12 protein-coding genes are annotated in these 14,127 nt (G+C 62.0%); all 12 read right to left on the bottom strand.

All coding sequences use genetic code 11. From position 1 onward, the window contains the following. Positions 1-48: 48 nt before the first annotated feature. Complete coding sequence (locus tag PSH96_RS06535; RefSeq protein ID WP_017137104.1) at positions 49-1,326, bottom strand: flavohemoglobin expression-modulating QEGLA motif protein; 1,278 nt, start codon at positions 1,324-1,326, stop codon at positions 49-51. Positions 1,327-1,347: 21 nt separating this feature from the next. Further along, entirely contained in the window at positions 1,348-1,908 is a 561-nt protein-coding gene (locus PSH96_RS06530; protein WP_305458309.1) for a hypothetical protein, read from the bottom strand. Between the two features lie 42 nt (positions 1,909-1,950). Continuing rightward, on the bottom strand, positions 1,951-2,667 hold the full coding sequence (locus tag PSH96_RS06525) for a TetR/AcrR family transcriptional regulator (RefSeq protein ID WP_305458307.1): 717 nt from the start codon (positions 2,665-2,667) through the stop codon (positions 1,951-1,953). Positions 2,668-2,763: 96 nt separating this feature from the next. Next, positions 2,764-4,266, bottom strand: coding sequence for a lysine--tRNA ligase (gene lysS, locus PSH96_RS06520; protein ID WP_305458305.1), 1,503 nt, complete (start codon positions 4,264-4,266; stop codon positions 2,764-2,766). Between the two features lie 63 nt (positions 4,267-4,329). Beyond that, positions 4,330-5,425, bottom strand: a protein-coding gene (gene prfB, locus PSH96_RS06515) for a peptide chain release factor 2 (RefSeq protein ID WP_096236834.1) whose coding sequence is annotated in 2 segments (ribosomal slippage) — positions 4,330-5,352 and positions 5,354-5,425 — 1,095 coding nt in all. Because the reading frame shifts where the segments join, the coding sequence is not laid out codon by codon here. Positions 5,426-5,658: 233 nt separating this feature from the next. Continuing rightward, positions 5,659-6,660, bottom strand: coding sequence for a PleD family two-component system response regulator (locus PSH96_RS06510; protein WP_305458304.1), 1,002 nt, complete (start codon positions 6,658-6,660; stop codon positions 5,659-5,661). Between the two features lie 52 nt (positions 6,661-6,712). Beyond that, positions 6,713-7,723: a chemotaxis response regulator protein-glutamate methylesterase gene (locus tag PSH96_RS06505; protein WP_305458303.1), complete on the bottom strand. Its 1,011-nt coding sequence runs from the start codon at positions 7,721-7,723 to the stop codon at positions 6,713-6,715. Further along, positions 7,720-10,005, bottom strand: a complete 2,286-nt coding sequence (locus PSH96_RS06500; protein ID WP_305458302.1) for a hybrid sensor histidine kinase/response regulator — start codon at positions 10,003-10,005, stop codon at positions 7,720-7,722. Before PSH96_RS06500 ends, PSH96_RS06505 begins: the two co-directional genes overlap by 4 nt. Then, positions 10,002-10,703, bottom strand: a complete 702-nt coding sequence (locus tag PSH96_RS06495) for a chemotaxis protein CheW (protein ID WP_305458300.1) — start codon at positions 10,701-10,703, stop codon at positions 10,002-10,004. Before PSH96_RS06495 ends, PSH96_RS06500 begins: the two co-directional genes overlap by 4 nt. After that, positions 10,700-11,953 (bottom strand): protein-glutamate O-methyltransferase CheR, encoded by a 1,254-nt coding sequence (locus tag PSH96_RS06490; protein ID WP_305458299.1) that lies wholly within the window; start codon positions 11,951-11,953, stop codon positions 10,700-10,702. The genes PSH96_RS06495 and PSH96_RS06490 overlap by 4 nt, the downstream gene beginning before the upstream one ends. Further along, positions 11,950-12,462, bottom strand: coding sequence for a chemotaxis protein CheW (locus PSH96_RS06485; RefSeq protein ID WP_305458297.1), 513 nt, complete (start codon positions 12,460-12,462; stop codon positions 11,950-11,952). The genes PSH96_RS06490 and PSH96_RS06485 overlap by 4 nt, the downstream gene beginning before the upstream one ends. Further along, positions 12,462-14,084: a methyl-accepting chemotaxis protein gene (locus tag PSH96_RS06480; RefSeq protein WP_305458295.1), complete on the bottom strand. Its 1,623-nt coding sequence runs from the start codon at positions 14,082-14,084 to the stop codon at positions 12,462-12,464. Before PSH96_RS06480 ends, PSH96_RS06485 begins: the two co-directional genes overlap by 1 nt. Between the last annotated feature and the right edge of the window lie 43 nt (positions 14,085-14,127).

Raw genomic sequence — 14,127 nt, 5'->3', positions numbered from 1 at the left:
TGGCTTGCCAGCTCCCACATTTTTGATTCGGTTGTGTCAGGGAAATCTCTACAGGATATTCGAGTAATCCGCCTCGATCCGGTCCAGGCTCAGGTGGTTGAGGAAGTTGGAGAAGCACATCCACGCCGCCAGTGCGTTCATGTCGCGAAACTGCTCGGGCAAGTACTTGGGCGGCACCACCAGGCCTTCGTCGACCAGTTGGCGCAAGGTGCGCATGTCTTCCAGGGTGGTCTTGCCGCAGAACAACAGCGGCACTTGCTCCAGTTTGCCTTTGCGCACGGCCAGCTGGATGTAGTTGTAGACCATGATAAAGCCCTTGAGATAGGACAAATCCTTGGTAAACGGCAGGCCCGTCGGCGTCGAGCCTCGGAACACGCGGCTGGCGTTGCCGTAACTTTCGGCCATTTCAAAGCCTTGCTCGCGGAAGAACTCGAACACCTGCAGGAAGTCGGCGCCCTCCTCGACCATATGGATGGCGCGGGTGCGGTTGGTCAGTTTGCGCAGGCGGCTGGGGTAGGACGCGAAGGTGATGATCTCCATCAGAATCGCCAGGCCTTCCTGGGTCACCGTGGACGAGGGCGGCCCTTTGGACAGGAACGTGCAGATCGGCTGGTTCTGGCCATTGAGCGTGGTGCCAACGTGCACCAGGCCTTCATGCACCTCGAGCGCGCGCACATCACGCTCGTTGAACATCGCGTCGGCGCGGATCTTGATGTAGTCGGCGCCCGCCGCCGCGTCGGCCACGATCCCGTCGGACTCGAACACGCGGATGGTCTCTTCGGCCTCACCAAACACCTTGTTCAAACGGGTTTGCAGCAAGGCCACCGCATGCTTGGCCGTGAGCGTCTTGGCTTCGTCCTTGAGGTCGCCCCGGCCGTCGATCTGGTTCAGGTAGTCGGACATCATCAGGCCCAGGTCGGCCAGCGTCGGGTCACCCGCGTGGAACGCGTCCGAGGCGGCGCCGTAGAGTTCCTGGGAAATCAGGCCGAAATCCTCGGTGCCCCGCGCTTCGAGCATGCGCACCACCATGCGGTACTCGCGGCACATGCGGCGCATGATCTGCCCCACCGGACTGAACTGGCCGAGACGGCGGGTAATGTCGCGCTCAATGTTCTGGAACTCCAGCTTCACCGCACTGGAGTCGAACGACAGCGGCCGGCCCAGGTAATAATCGCGGTCCACGGCCGGCATGGCCTTGCCCTTGGCCTTGAGAAAGCCCTGGCGAATGTTCTCGTCCCACTTCACGGCGTCGAGGACGCGAATCGGTGTTTGTGCCAGCACAATGCGATCGGACAAGGTGCGTATCGTCTGCTGGTAATCGTCCACCCGGTGCTTCCTCTTTAAACGTTATTTACCCGTGCGCCGGTAGCGCACGGCTTCAACGAACACATCGGCATTGGCCGGGTCATCCAGGTAGGCAAACACCTGGTCCATCGGGCTGTCGACCCGCACGCCGTCACCCTCGACGGTTTGCACGGTGCTGCCGTGCAAGGCGTTCTGACCTATGGCTTGATGGATCTGCTCAAGGTCGAGGTTGTAGACCACCCATTCACGCGTTTTGTCGCCCTCACCTTCAAAGTCGAAGCCGGCCAGGAAGTAATTGCCACCGAAGGCCGCCGGCAGCGGCGCCGACAGGTACCAGCGGTTGCCATGGCGCGACACCGTAAACAGGTATTCATCGCGCTGGCTCGGTTTGGCTTTAGGGTAGCTTACGGCCTTGTAATGCTGCTGATCGACACGGGTGATCTGCAGATTCAACGGTTCGCCCCACGCGTTTTTACTCGACCAGCGGCCGAGCAAGGCGTCGGGCGCGGCTTCAGGGGCCGGCAGCGGGTCCTTGAAGGTGACGAGGCAACCGCTGAGCAGCAGGAACGATATGGCGATTGCAATGACACGCCAGGCTTTCATTGGAAACCCCATCAAGTGTGGGAGCTGGGTTGTCGGGCTGGTCTAGACCGAGGCCAACACCAAATGCATGTAACGCTTGAGAATCTCAAGCATCTCTTCCCCCGTCAGAGGCTCAGGGCCGCCAAGCAGGCCCTGATATTCCATCCGACCGATTATCGCCGTCAACACTCTGGCATCCTGTTGCGGCTCGCGGGAACCCAATACCTGGAAAAACTGCCCGGTGCCCTGCAACAGAATCTGCTGGTGCGAACGCACCAGCTCAGCCAGGCGCGGGTTGAGCAAAGCTTCCTGGCGAAAGGCCTGTTCGGCCATCAAGTGTTCGCGGCGGTTGGTCAGTTGGCGCATCACGTAGTCGGCGGTCAGCCGCGCAATGTCATCAGCAAGCTGTGAGCGTGACTGCGGGCTGCCATCGCCATAGGCGACCATCTCGCGCAGCAAGCCTTCATTGCGCACCCACAGCTTGCCCATGAAAGCAGCGCTGCGCTCCACGTATTGGGCGAAGGTATCGGTGAGCAGGTCATCGATGTCCTTGAAGTAATAGGTGGTGGCCGACAACGGCACGCCGGCCTCTGCTGCCACGGCGCGATGGCGTACGCCGCGTACCCCATCACGCACGACGATGCGCATGGCCGCATCGAGAATGTCTTGCCGGCGTTGCTCGCTGCCTCGGCGGCTGGCCTTGCGGCCCTGGTACTGGACACTTTCAGCCACGGCAGCAGCAATGCCGGCGGCGCCTTCTTGAGCCATTACGCGGTTCACGACAGATCTTCCTTTAAAGGGCGCCGTTCTATTGACGGCTGAATTCGCCACACAAAAAAGCCGCCTTATAAAAGGCGGCTTCGGATCTCGCTACGGTTACGCTTGTGGCCGCATGTGCGGGAACAAGATCACATCGCGGATCGACGGCGAGTTGGTCAACAACATCACCAACCGGTCGATGCCGATACCTTCACCGGCGGTTGGCGGCATGCCGTATTCCAGGGCACGAACGAAGTCGGCGTCGTAGTGCATCGCCTCGTCGTCGCCGGCGTCCTTGTCGGCCACCTGGGCCATAAAGCGCTCGGCCTGGTCTTCTGCGTCGTTAAGCTCGGAGTAGGCGTTGGCGATTTCGCGGCCGCCGATGAACAGCTCGAAACGGTCGGTGACGTTCGGGTTGTCATCGTTGCGACGTGCCAGCGGCGACACTTCGAACGGGTACTGGGTAATGAAGTGCGGCTGTTCCAGCTTGTGCTCCACCAGTTCCTCGAAAATCATCACCTGCAATTTGCCCAGGCCTTCGAAGCCCAGCACCTTGGCGCCGGCTTTCTTGGCGATGGCGCGGGCCTTGTCGATGTCGGTCAGGTCGTCAGCGGTCAGCTCAGGGTTGTACTTGAGGATCGAGTCGAACACCGACAGACGCACGAACGGTTCGCCGAAGTGGAACACCTTGTCGCCGTAAGGCACGTCGGTGCTGCCCAGCACCAGTTGCGCCAGTTCGCGGAACAGTTCTTCGGTGAGGTCCATGTTGTCTTCGTAGTCGGCGTAGGCCTGGTAGAACTCCAACATGGTGAATTCCGGGTTGTGACGGGTCGAGACACCTTCGTTACGGAAGTTGCGGTTGATCTCGAACACCTTCTCGAAGCCGCCAACCACCAGGCGCTTGAGGTACAGCTCCGGCGCGATACGCAGGAACATTTCCAGGTCCAGCGCGTTGTGGTGGGTTTCGAACGGCTTGGCTGCGGCACCACCTGGGATGGTTTGCAGCATCGGCGTTTCCACTTCGAGGAAGTCACGCTTCATCAGGAAGCTGCGGATGTGCGCAATCACTTGCGAACGCACGCGGAAGGTCTGGCGCACGTCTTCGTTGACGATCAGGTCAACGTAGCGCTGACGATAGCGCTGCTCGGTGTCGGTCAGGCCGTGGTGCTTGTCCGGCAGCGGGCGCAGCGACTTGGTCAGCAGGCGCACGCTGGTCATTTCAACGTAAAGATCGCCCTTGCCGGAACGCGCCAGGGTGCCTTCGGCCGCAATGATGTCGCCCATGTCCCAGGTTTTCACCGAGGCCAGGGTTTCTTCAGGCAGGGTTTTACGGTTGACGTACACCTGAATGCGACCGGTCATGTCCTGGATCACCATGAACGAGCCACGGTTAAGCATGATGCGACCCGCCACCTTGACCGGGATTGCAGCCTCTGCCAGCTCTTCCTTGGTCTTGTCCGCGTACTGTTTCTGCAAGGCATCGCAGTAGTTGTCACGGCGGAAGTCGTTCGGGAAGGCATTGCCCTTGGCGCGCTCGGCAGCAAGCTTTTCCTTGCGCAGGGCGATCAGGGAGTTTTCTTCCTGTTGCAGGGCTTGCGGGTCGAGTTGTTGGTCGCTCATGTCTTTAAATTTTCCATCAGGTTCGTTGTCCCCGGCGTAGGCCGGGGATCGCCTACAATCTTTTTACAGGCCGGATTTCAGGCTGGCTTCCAGGTATTCGTCGATATCACCGTCGAGCACCTTGTCGCAGTCGCTGCGTTCGATGTTAGTGCGCAGATCCTTGATCCGCGACGCATCAAGCACATACGAACGGATCTGGTGGCCCCAGCCGATATCCGACTTGGTGTCTTCCAGCGCCTGGGAAGCCGCGTTGCGCTTCTGCATTTCCTGCTCGTACAACTTGGCCCGCAGCATTTTCATGGCGGTGTCCTTGTTGGCGTGCTGGGAACGTTCGTTCTGGCAGCTGACCACGGTGTTGGTCGGTACGTGGGTGATACGTACGGCCGAGTCGGTGGTGTTTACGTGCTGACCACCGGCACCGGAGGAGCGGTAGGTGTCGATGCGCAGGTCGGCCGGGTTGATCTCGATTTCCACCTTGTCGTCGATCTCTGGCGAGACGAAAACGGCGGAGAACGAGGTATGGCGACGGTTGCCGGAGTCGAACGGGCTCTTGCGCACCAGGCGGTGTACGCCGATCTCGGTCCGCAACCAGCCAAAGGCGTATTCGCCCTTGATGTGCACAGTCGCGCCCTTGATACCGGCGACTTCACCGGCGGACAGTTCCATAATGGTGGCGTCGAAACCGCGTTTATCCGCCCAGCGCAGGTACATGCGCAGCAGGATGTTGGCCCAGTCCTGGGCCTCGGTGCCGCCGGAGCCGGCCTGGATGTCCAGGTAGGCATTGTTCGGGTCCATTTCATGGCTGAACATGCGACGGAATTCAAGCTTGGCGAGGTTTTCCTCGAGACGGGCCAGCTCGGCGACGACATCGCCCACTGCGCCTTCGTCGTTTTCTTCGACGGCCATGTCCAGCAGGTCGCGGCAATCGCCCAGACCGGTGTTCAGTTCGTCGAGAGTGTCGACGATCTGCGCCAGCGCAGCGCGCTCGCGGCCCAACTCTTGGGCGTATTCAGGTTTGTTCCAGACAGCCGGATCTTCAAGCTCGCGATTGACTTCGGTCAGACGCTCATGCTTTTGATCGTAGTCAAAGATACCCCCGAATAGTTTCGGAGCGCTCGGACAGGTCCTTGATGGTGTTAAGGATCGGGTTGATTTCCATGGCGGGCAGCACTCGTTGGCGAACTTTTGAAAGCCGACGAGTATAACGACAAACCGGCGCTAACGGCAGCCCGCTTGGCGAAAAGGCGGGGTTGTTGACGATCTCCAGAACGATTGAGATCAAATGTGGGAGCTGGCTTGCCTGCGATAGCGGTGTATCAGGTACAGATGTGGTAACTGACAGGCCGCTATCGCAGGCAAGCCAGCTCCCACAAGGGTTCGGCGGTGTTCTGCCTACTCGATACCCACCTGATTACGCCCATTATGCTTGGCCGTGTACAACCCCTTGTCCGCCGCCATGATCAACTGCCGACAATCCGTGCCCTGCACCGGCGTCATGGTCGACAGGCCAATACTGATAGTCAGGCTCGCCCCTTCTGCCGGGGCAATGTGCGGGATTTTCAGCGCGGCAACCGCCATGCGCAGTTTCTCGGCCACCAGGCGCGCGCCGCCCGGCGAGGTATTGGGCAATACCAGCGCAAACTCTTCACCGCCGTACCGCGCCGGCAAGTCCGAAGGCCGGCTACTGGCCTCACGGATGCTCGCGGCGACTTTGCGAAGGGCTTCATCACCTTCGACGTGGCCAAAGCTGTCGTTGTAGGTCTTGAAGAAGTCCACGTCGATCATCAATAACGACAGCTGGGTCTGGTCACGCATGGCACGCCGCCATTCCAGCTCCAGGTATTCGTCAAAATGGCGGCGGTTGGACAGCCCGGTGAGACCATCGGAGTTCATCAGCCGTTGCAGCACCAGGTTAGTGTCCAGCAACTGCTGCTGGCTCACCCGCAGCGCGCGGTACGCCGCATCCCGTTGCAATAACGTCATGTACGAGCGTGAGTGATAGCGAATGCGCGCCACCAGCTCGATGTTATCCGGCAGCTTGACCAGGTAATCATTGGCCCCGGCCGAAAACGCCGCGCTCTTGATCAGCGGGTCTTCCTTGGTCGAAAGCACGATGATCGGGATATTCGCCGTGGCCGGGTGGTTGCGGTATTCGCGCACCAGCGTCAGGCCATCAAGGCCGGGCATCACCAGGTCTTGCAGGATCACCGTCGGCTTGATGCGGATCGCCTGGGCGATCGCCTGATGCGGGTCGGCGCAAAAGTGAAAATCGATGTTTTCTTCGTGGGCCAGGCCACGCCGCACGGCTTCGCCGATCATGGCCTGGTCGTCGACCAGCAACACCATGGCAGCGTTTTCGTCGGTCTTGATGTCGTCGATCTGTAAATCATTCATGTGCAGTCACCTGAATTACTTTCCTGCAAGCCGGCACCGCGAGAGGTCTTGATCATTTTGCAAAAACCTCCTGCAATCGGGGCGCAATGCTGTCCAGTGGGCGAATTTCAACAGCAGCATCAATGGCCGCCGCCGCTTTGGGCATGCCATACACCGCACAGCTCTGCTGATCCTGGGCGATGGTCAAATAGCCTTGTTCACGCAATATCTTGAGGCCCTGGGCCCCGTCGCGCCCCATACCGGTCAGCAACACGCCGACGGCATCACCATTCCAGTGGCTGGCGACGCTCTCGAAAAACACGTCGATGGACGGCCGGTAAATCTCGTTCACCGGCTCTGCTGTATAGGCTAGCGTGCCATTTTTCAACAGGCGAATGTGGTGGTTGGTACCGGCCAGCAGCACCACGCCGCTTTGTGGCGGTTCACCCTCTCGTGCCAGGCGCACCGGCAGGCCGGAGGCGCCGCTCAACCATTCGGCCATGCCGGCGGCGAACACCTGGTCCACATGCTGCACCAGCACAATGGCCGCGGGAAAATCGCGGGGCAAACCCTTGAGCAGGATTTCCAGGGCGGCCGGGCCGCCCGCCGACGACCCAATCGCCACCAGGCTCTGACGTTTGCCGGACGCGCGTGCAGGCGCGGTGTCGGCGCGTACGCGGCTGCCCCGCTGGCCGATCAGCCAGCCAATATTGAGGATTTTGCGCAGCAACGGCGCCGCCGCATCCTTGGGGTTGCCCACGCCCAGCGCCGGGGTGTCCACCACATCCAGGGCGCCATGGCCCATGGCTTCGAACACGCGACTCATATTCGCCTGGCGGTCGACGGTCACCAGCAGAATAGCGCATGGGGTCTCCGCCATGATCTGCCGCGTGGCCTCCACGCCGTCCATCACCGGCATGATCAGGTCCATAAGGATCAAGTCCGGGGTCAACTCGGCGCAACGTTGTACGGCCTCCAGGCCATTGTTGGCCACCCACACCACCTGGTGCGCCGGTTCGAAACTCAAGGCACGGCGCAGCGCCTCTACCGCCAGGGGCATGTCATTGACGATCGCAATCCTCATGCCCGGGCGCCCCCGATCAGCTCCATCACGGCATCCAGCAAGGCGTCGTCGTGGAAACTGGCTTTAGCCAGATAATAGTCGGCGCCGGCGTCCAGCCCACGGCGCCGGTCTTCTTCGCGATCCTTGTACGACACCACCATCACCGGCAACGATTGCAGGCGACTATCACGGCGCAAGAGTGTGACCAATTCGATCCCGTCCATACGAGGCATATCAATGTCAGTGATCAGCAGGTCGAAGTCTTCGGAACGCAGTGCGTTCCAGCCATCCATGCCATCGACGGCGACCGCCACTTCATAACCACGATTAAGTAACAATTTACGTTGCAGCTCACGCACGGTGAGCGAGTCATCCACCACCAGCACGCGCTTGCGCGGTGCTTCGGTGGCCTGCTGGCTGCGCCGGGCGATACGCTCCAGGCGGCCAGTGTTGAGCAATTTATCCACCGAACGCAGCATGTCTTCGACGTCGACGATCAACACCACCGAGCCGTCATCCAGCAAAGCACCGGCGGAAATATCCTGGACCTTGCCCAAGCGGTCATCCAGCGGCAACACCACCAGGGTGCGTTCGCCGATAAAACGTTCCACGGCAATGCCATACACCGCATCACGCTCGCGGATCACCACCACCTTCAGGGTTTCGTCATTGCTCTGCCCCGGCGGGCGCTGCAATAACTGGCTGGCGGCCACCAGGCCGACATGCCGGCCTTCGTGCCAGAAATGCTGGCGGCCTTCCAGTTGCACGATGTCATCCGGCGCCAGGTCGCACATGCGTTCGATATGCGCCAGCGGGAAGGCATAGGCTTCCTCGCCGACTTCCACCACCAGGCTGCGCACCACCGACAAGGTCAACGGCACTTCCAGGTGGAAACGGCTGCCCTGCCCCGCCGTCTGTTCCAGCACCACCGCGCCGCGCAGTTGGCGGACCATGTGCTGCACCGCATCCAGGCCGACGCCGCGCCCGGACACCTCGGTGACCTTGTCGCGCAGGCTGAAGCCCGGCAGGAACAGGAAGGTCAGCAGCTCTTCTTCACTCAAGCGCAGCGCGGTTTCCAGCGGTGACAGGTGCCGGTCGACGATGGTGCCGCGCAGGCGTTCCAGGTCGACGCCATTACCGTCGTCGCTTAACTCCAGCACCAGCAAACCGGCCTGGTGCGAGGCGCGCAGGCGGATCAAGCCTTCGGCGGGTTTGCCTGCCAACACCCGCTGCTCGGGCATTTCAATGCCGTGGTCGACGGCATTGCGCAATAAGTGCGTGAGCGGCGCTTCGAGTTTTTCCAATACGTCGCGGTCGACCTGGGTCTTTTCCCCCTCGATCTCCAGGCGCACCTGCTTGCCGAGGCTGCGGCCAAGGTCGCGCACCATGCGCACCTGGCCGGCGAGCACATCGGCAAACGGCCGCATGCGGCAGGCCAGCGCGGTGTCATAAAGCACTTGGGCGCGCTGCCCGGCCTGCCAGCCGAACTCATCCAGCTCGGCGGTTTTATCCGCCAGCAATGCCTGGGCTTCACTCAACAGGCGGCGCGTGTCGGCCAGGGCTTCCTGGGCTTCCAGGCTCAAGTCCATGGCCTTGAGCTGGCCATCGAGCGTGTCCAGGGCGCGCGCGCTGTTGCTTTGAATACGCTTGAGGCGTTGCAGGCTCACCAGGTAAGGCTTGAGCCGCTGGGTCTCGACCAAGGACTTGCTCGACAAGTCGAGCAGGCTGTTCAAGCGCTCGGCGGTGACGCGCAGCACGCGCTCGCCGCCTTCGGTCATGCGTTTGTTCGGGCGCGGCAGGTCAGTGCTGACAGGCGGCGCGGGCTCAGGCTCCGGCGGCAACGGGTCAATCACCGGCGCAGGCGCAGGTTCCGGAGTGGCGACGGCGACCGGTGTGGCTTGGACGATCGGCTGCGACGGATCCAGCAGGCGTTCCATCAGCGCCACATACCCTTCGATATCCGCCGGGCCTACGTTATTGCCCGGCGTGGCGATGCGCATCAGCAGGTCGGTGCCCTGCAGCAAGGCGTCGATATGCTCAGGTTGCAGGTACAGGCGGCTTTCCTGGGCGCTGACCAGGCAGTCCTCCATCACGTGGGCAACGCTGACCCCCGCGTCCACGCCGACAATTCGCGCCGCGCCCTTGAGCGAGTGCGCGGCGCGCATGCACGCCTCAAGCTGGTCGGCCTGGGTGGGGTTGCGCTCCAAGGCCAGCAGGCCCGCGCTCAGTACCTGGGTTTGTGCATCGGCTTCCAGGCTGAACAGTTCCAGCAGCGAGGCATCGCGCATCTGGTCGGGGGTCATGTGAGGCTCCGGGTCACGGCAGACAACAATTGCGCCTCGTCCAGCCAACGCAGGCTGCGGCCTTTCCACTGCAACACGCCTTGGGTGAAGCGCGCACTGGCCTGGGTGCCGGAGGCCGACGCGGCCTTCAAGGTGCGCTCATCGATGGCATGGATGCCGTCGACTTCGTCCACCGGCACCACCACCGGGCCGTCCTGGGCGGCAATAATCAACATGCGCGGCATCACCCGCGCGCCGCTTGCGCCGCTGCTGGCAGGGTCCAGCCCCAGCAGCTCCACGAGTGACAGGCACGCCACCAGCGCACCGCGCACATTCGCCACGCCCAGTAATGCGCGGGAACGCTGGTGTGGCAACGAATGGATCGGCTGCAGTGGCGCCACTTCCACCAGGCATCGGGTGGCAATGCCCAGCCACTCTTCACCCAGACGGAACATCAGAATCGAACGGGTGACGATGTTTTCGTCAACTTCCGCGACGGCATACGCCTGCCGGTCGCCCTGCTGCAACGCGTACCGGTCAAGCAGGCGCGTGGCGGCGGCGGAATACACCGAGCAGTTGCGGCAGTGGATATGCTCGGCGAGCAACGGGCAGGACTTGTCACCGTGGATGCCGATGCGGTTCCAGCAGTCGTCGATGGCTTGGGTGTCGGCCAGGGTCAGGTCCAGGCCTGCGGTGTCGAGCGCATCAAGGTTATTCATCGTTTGGACTCACTGTCTGCCCGCTCGCTGCGCGCGGCCCGCGCCTGCAAGCGGCGCGCGCCCGCGCTGTCACCCTGGGACTCGAGCAATGCGGCCAGGTGCATCAAGGCCTGCGGGTGCTGCGGTTCCAGGTACAAGGCTTTGCGGTAATAACTCTGGGCTTCCAGGGCGCTGCCGGCCACGTCGCTGAGCAGCCCCAGCCAGTAAAACACTTGGGCGGCCGGCGGGTGGTTACTCAAATACTGTTCACACGCGGCGCGGGCCTCGGCACTTTTGCCTTCGTTGGCCAGCGTGGCGATGCGGCTGAGCAAGTCGCCCGCATCGCTGTGTGGCGCCTTGATCGGCACCACCTGGGCGCTCACCGTGCTGAACGGGCGCGGCTTGGGCGGAATCGGCGCTGCGCTGCGCTGGGGGATGGGCAGGGGCACAAACACCGGTTCAGGCTTGACCGGCTCGGCATGCCGGCTGAATGCAAAGGATTGCGGCACGCCAATCGAACGCATGCCATGGCGCCCCAACAGGCTGCCCTCGGCGGGGCCGATAAACAGCACGCCGTCTTCGTGGGTCAGGCTCTTGAGCACATCGAACACTTGCTTCTGGGTGGGCTGGTCGAAGTAGATCAGCAGGTTGCGGCAAAATACAAAATCGTAGCTGGGCTCATTCGCCAGCAACGCCGGGTCGAGCAAGTTGCCGACTTGCAGGCGCACTTGTTCGCGCACCCGCTCGGCGATGTGGAAACCATCGGGCTGTTCGCTGAAGTGACGCTCGCGAAACTCGATATCACCGCCGCGAAAGGAGTTCTTGCCGTACACGCCACGCTTGGCGCGCTCCACCGACAGTGGGCTGACATCCAGCCCCAGTACCTTGAACTGGTGCGGCGCCAGCCCGGCATCGAGCAAGGCCATGGCAATCGAATAAGGCTCTTCGCCCGTGGAGCATGGCAGGCTGAGAATACGCAGGGCGCGCATCTGCTTGATCGCCGCCAGGCGCTCCTTGGCCAAACGCGCCAAGGTAACAAATGACTCGGGGTAGCGGAAAAACCAGGTTTCGGGGACGATCACCGCTTCGATCAGCGCCTGCTGCTCATCATGGGAACTCTGCAAATGCTGCCAGTACTCTTGTGCGGTCTGCGCCTGCACGGTCTGGCTGCGCTGGCGTACGGCTCGCTCGATGATCGCCTCGCCCACCGAGGCGACGTCCAGGCCAATACGGTCCTTCAAGAAGGCAAAGAAGCGCGGGTCGTTGCTCATAGGCTCAGCTCACTGGCAAACAGCAAGGCGCGCACGTCATCGGTGAGCAGGTCGGCGACGCCGATCCATTGCATCAAGCCCAAGGCATCTTCACGCACCGGCCCCAGGTACGGCGCCTCGCGGTTAGCCAGGCCATAAGGCTGGAATTCGGCCGGGTCGCAACGCAGGGTGTCGGTGGCCTGCTCCAGGATCAGCCCCAGCCAGCGCGCCTCGATCCAGGGTTGCGGCTGGTAATTGACCAGCACCAGCCGTGTGCTGGTGCGCGCCTGGGCCGCTGTGCCGAAGGTCAACGCACACAGGTCGACGACGGGCACCATTGCGCCACGGTGAGCAAAGATCCCCGCCACCCACAGCGGTGCATGGGCGATGGGTTTAAGCGGCAGGCGCGGCAACACCTCGGCCACTTCCGTGGCCTTGAGGGCGTAGCGTTCACCACCGATGCGGAACACTAGGAACAACGCCTTTTTCGCTGCCGGGACGGCGCCGCGTTTAGCCGCGAGGTCGCTCATCAGACTTTGAAACGCGATACGCCGCTGCGCAGTCCGACTGCGACCTGGCTCAGTTCATCAATGGCAAAGCTGGCCTGGCGCAGGGACTCCACGGTCTGGCTGCTGGCATCGCCCAGTTGCACCAGCGCGTGGTTGATCTGCTCGGCGCCGGTGGCCTGGGCCTGCATGCCTTCGTTGACCATCAACACCCGCGGCGCCAGGGCCTGTACCTGATGGATGATCTGCGACAGCTGCTCGCCCACTTGCTGCACTTCGAACATGCCGCGACGCACTTCTTCGGAAAACTTGTCCATGCCCATCACGCCCGCCGACACCGCCGACTGGATCTCGCGCACCATCTGCTCGATATCGTAGGTGGCCACGGCGGTCTGGTCGGCCAGGCGGCGCACTTCGGTGGCCACCACGGCAAACCCGCGCCCGTACTCGCCGGCCTTCTCGGCTTCGATGGCGGCGTTGAGCGACAGCAGGTTGGTCTGGTCGGCCACTTTGACGATGGTCACCACCACTTGGTTGATGTTGCCGGCCTTCTCATTGAGGATCGCCAGCTTGGCGTTCACAAGGTCAGCGGCGCCCATCACCGAGTGCATGGTTTCTTCCATGCGCGCCAGGCCTTGCTGGCCGGAACCGGCGGCAACCGAGGCCTGGTCGGCGGCGGTGGACACTTCGGTCATGGTGCGCACCAGGTCTTTGGACGTGGCGGCAATTTCCCGCGACGTCGCGCCGATCTCGGTGGTGGTGGCCGCTGTTTCGGTGGCCGTGGCCTGTTGTTGCTTGGAGGTGGCGGCGATCTCGGTCACCGAGGTGGTCACCTGCACCGATGAACGCTGGGCCTGGGAGACCAGGGCGGTCAGCTCGGTCATCATGTCATTGAAGCCGGTTTCGACAGCGCCGAATTCGTCCTTGCGCTCCAGGTTCAAACGCTTGCTCAGGTCGCCCGTGCGCATGGTTTCGAGAATCTGGACGATGCGATTCATCGGCGCCATGATCGCGCGCATCAGCAGCAGGCCGCACAGGCCGGCAGCGAGGATGGCCACGGCCAGCGACACGAACATACTGATTTTCGCGGCGGATACTGCGTCATCGATCGCGTTGGTTGCGCGGTCGGCGACATTCTTGTTATCGGTGATGATGTCGTTGAGCTTCATGCGGCCTGCGGTCCAGGTCGGCGTCAACTGGGTGTCGAATTCCTTGCGCGCGCCGGCCAGATCGCCCCGTTGCAGGCTGTCGAGCACGACGGCCAGGCTCTTGTTATAGGCCTGGTGCAGCGCCTCGAACCGGTCGAACTGACTGCGATCCTCATCACCGCGGATGGTTTGTGCGTAATTGGCCATCTGCTGCACGACGCGGGCTTCGAAGGATTTGAAATCGGCCTTGTCGGCGTCCGTCAACCCTTTGTCGTCACGCAGGCCGATCAATTGCAGGGTATCCAGGTAACTGTCGACCCAGGCGCTGCGAATCATCGAACTGAGGTACACCCCAGGCACCGCGTCGTCCCGAACCGAATTCTCACCCTCCTCGATTTTCAGCAACCGTGAATAAGAGACCACAACCATTAACAGCATGATGGCGATAATGACCGCAAAGCTTGCCAAGATCCGTTGGCGCAAGGTCCAGTTCTTCACAGTAATTCCTCGAAGGGCCGATCAAATGCCGAGGAGTATAGCT

The organism is Pseudomonas sp. FP2338, assembly GCF_030687515.1.
GTDB lineage: Bacteria > Pseudomonadota > Gammaproteobacteria > Pseudomonadales > Pseudomonadaceae > Aquipseudomonas > Aquipseudomonas salomonii.
Note: the sequence above shows the minus strand (reverse complement) of the source record. Positions and strands in the feature narration are given on the sequence as shown.

Bases quoted from the DNA above. Each gene is read 5' to 3' on its own strand.
- PSH96_RS06485 (WP_305458297.1), bottom strand. From the start codon at position 12,462: ATGAGCGACCTCGCGGCTAAACGCGGCGCCGTCCCGGCAGCGAAAAAG.
- PSH96_RS06490 (WP_305458299.1), bottom strand. From the start codon at position 11,953: ATGAGCAACGACCCGCGCTTCTTTGCCTTCTTGAAGGACCGTATTGGC.
- PSH96_RS06505 (WP_305458303.1), bottom strand. From the start codon at position 7,723: ATGAGGATTGCGATCGTCAATGACATGCCCCTGGCGGTAGAGGCGCTG.
- PSH96_RS06495 (WP_305458300.1), bottom strand. From the start codon at position 10,703: ATGAATAACCTTGATGCGCTCGACACCGCAGGCCTGGACCTGACCCTG.
- lysS (WP_305458305.1), bottom strand. From the start codon at position 4,266: ATGAGCGACCAACAACTCGACCCGCAAGCCCTGCAACAGGAAGAAAAC.
- PSH96_RS06530 (WP_305458309.1), bottom strand. From the start codon at position 1,908: ATGAAAGCCTGGCGTGTCATTGCAATCGCCATATCGTTCCTGCTGCTC.
- PSH96_RS06500 (WP_305458302.1), bottom strand. From the start codon at position 10,005: ATGACCCCCGACCAGATGCGCGATGCCTCGCTGCTGGAACTGTTCAGC.
- PSH96_RS06510 (WP_305458304.1), bottom strand. From the start codon at position 6,660: ATGAATGATTTACAGATCGACGACATCAAGACCGACGAAAACGCTGCC.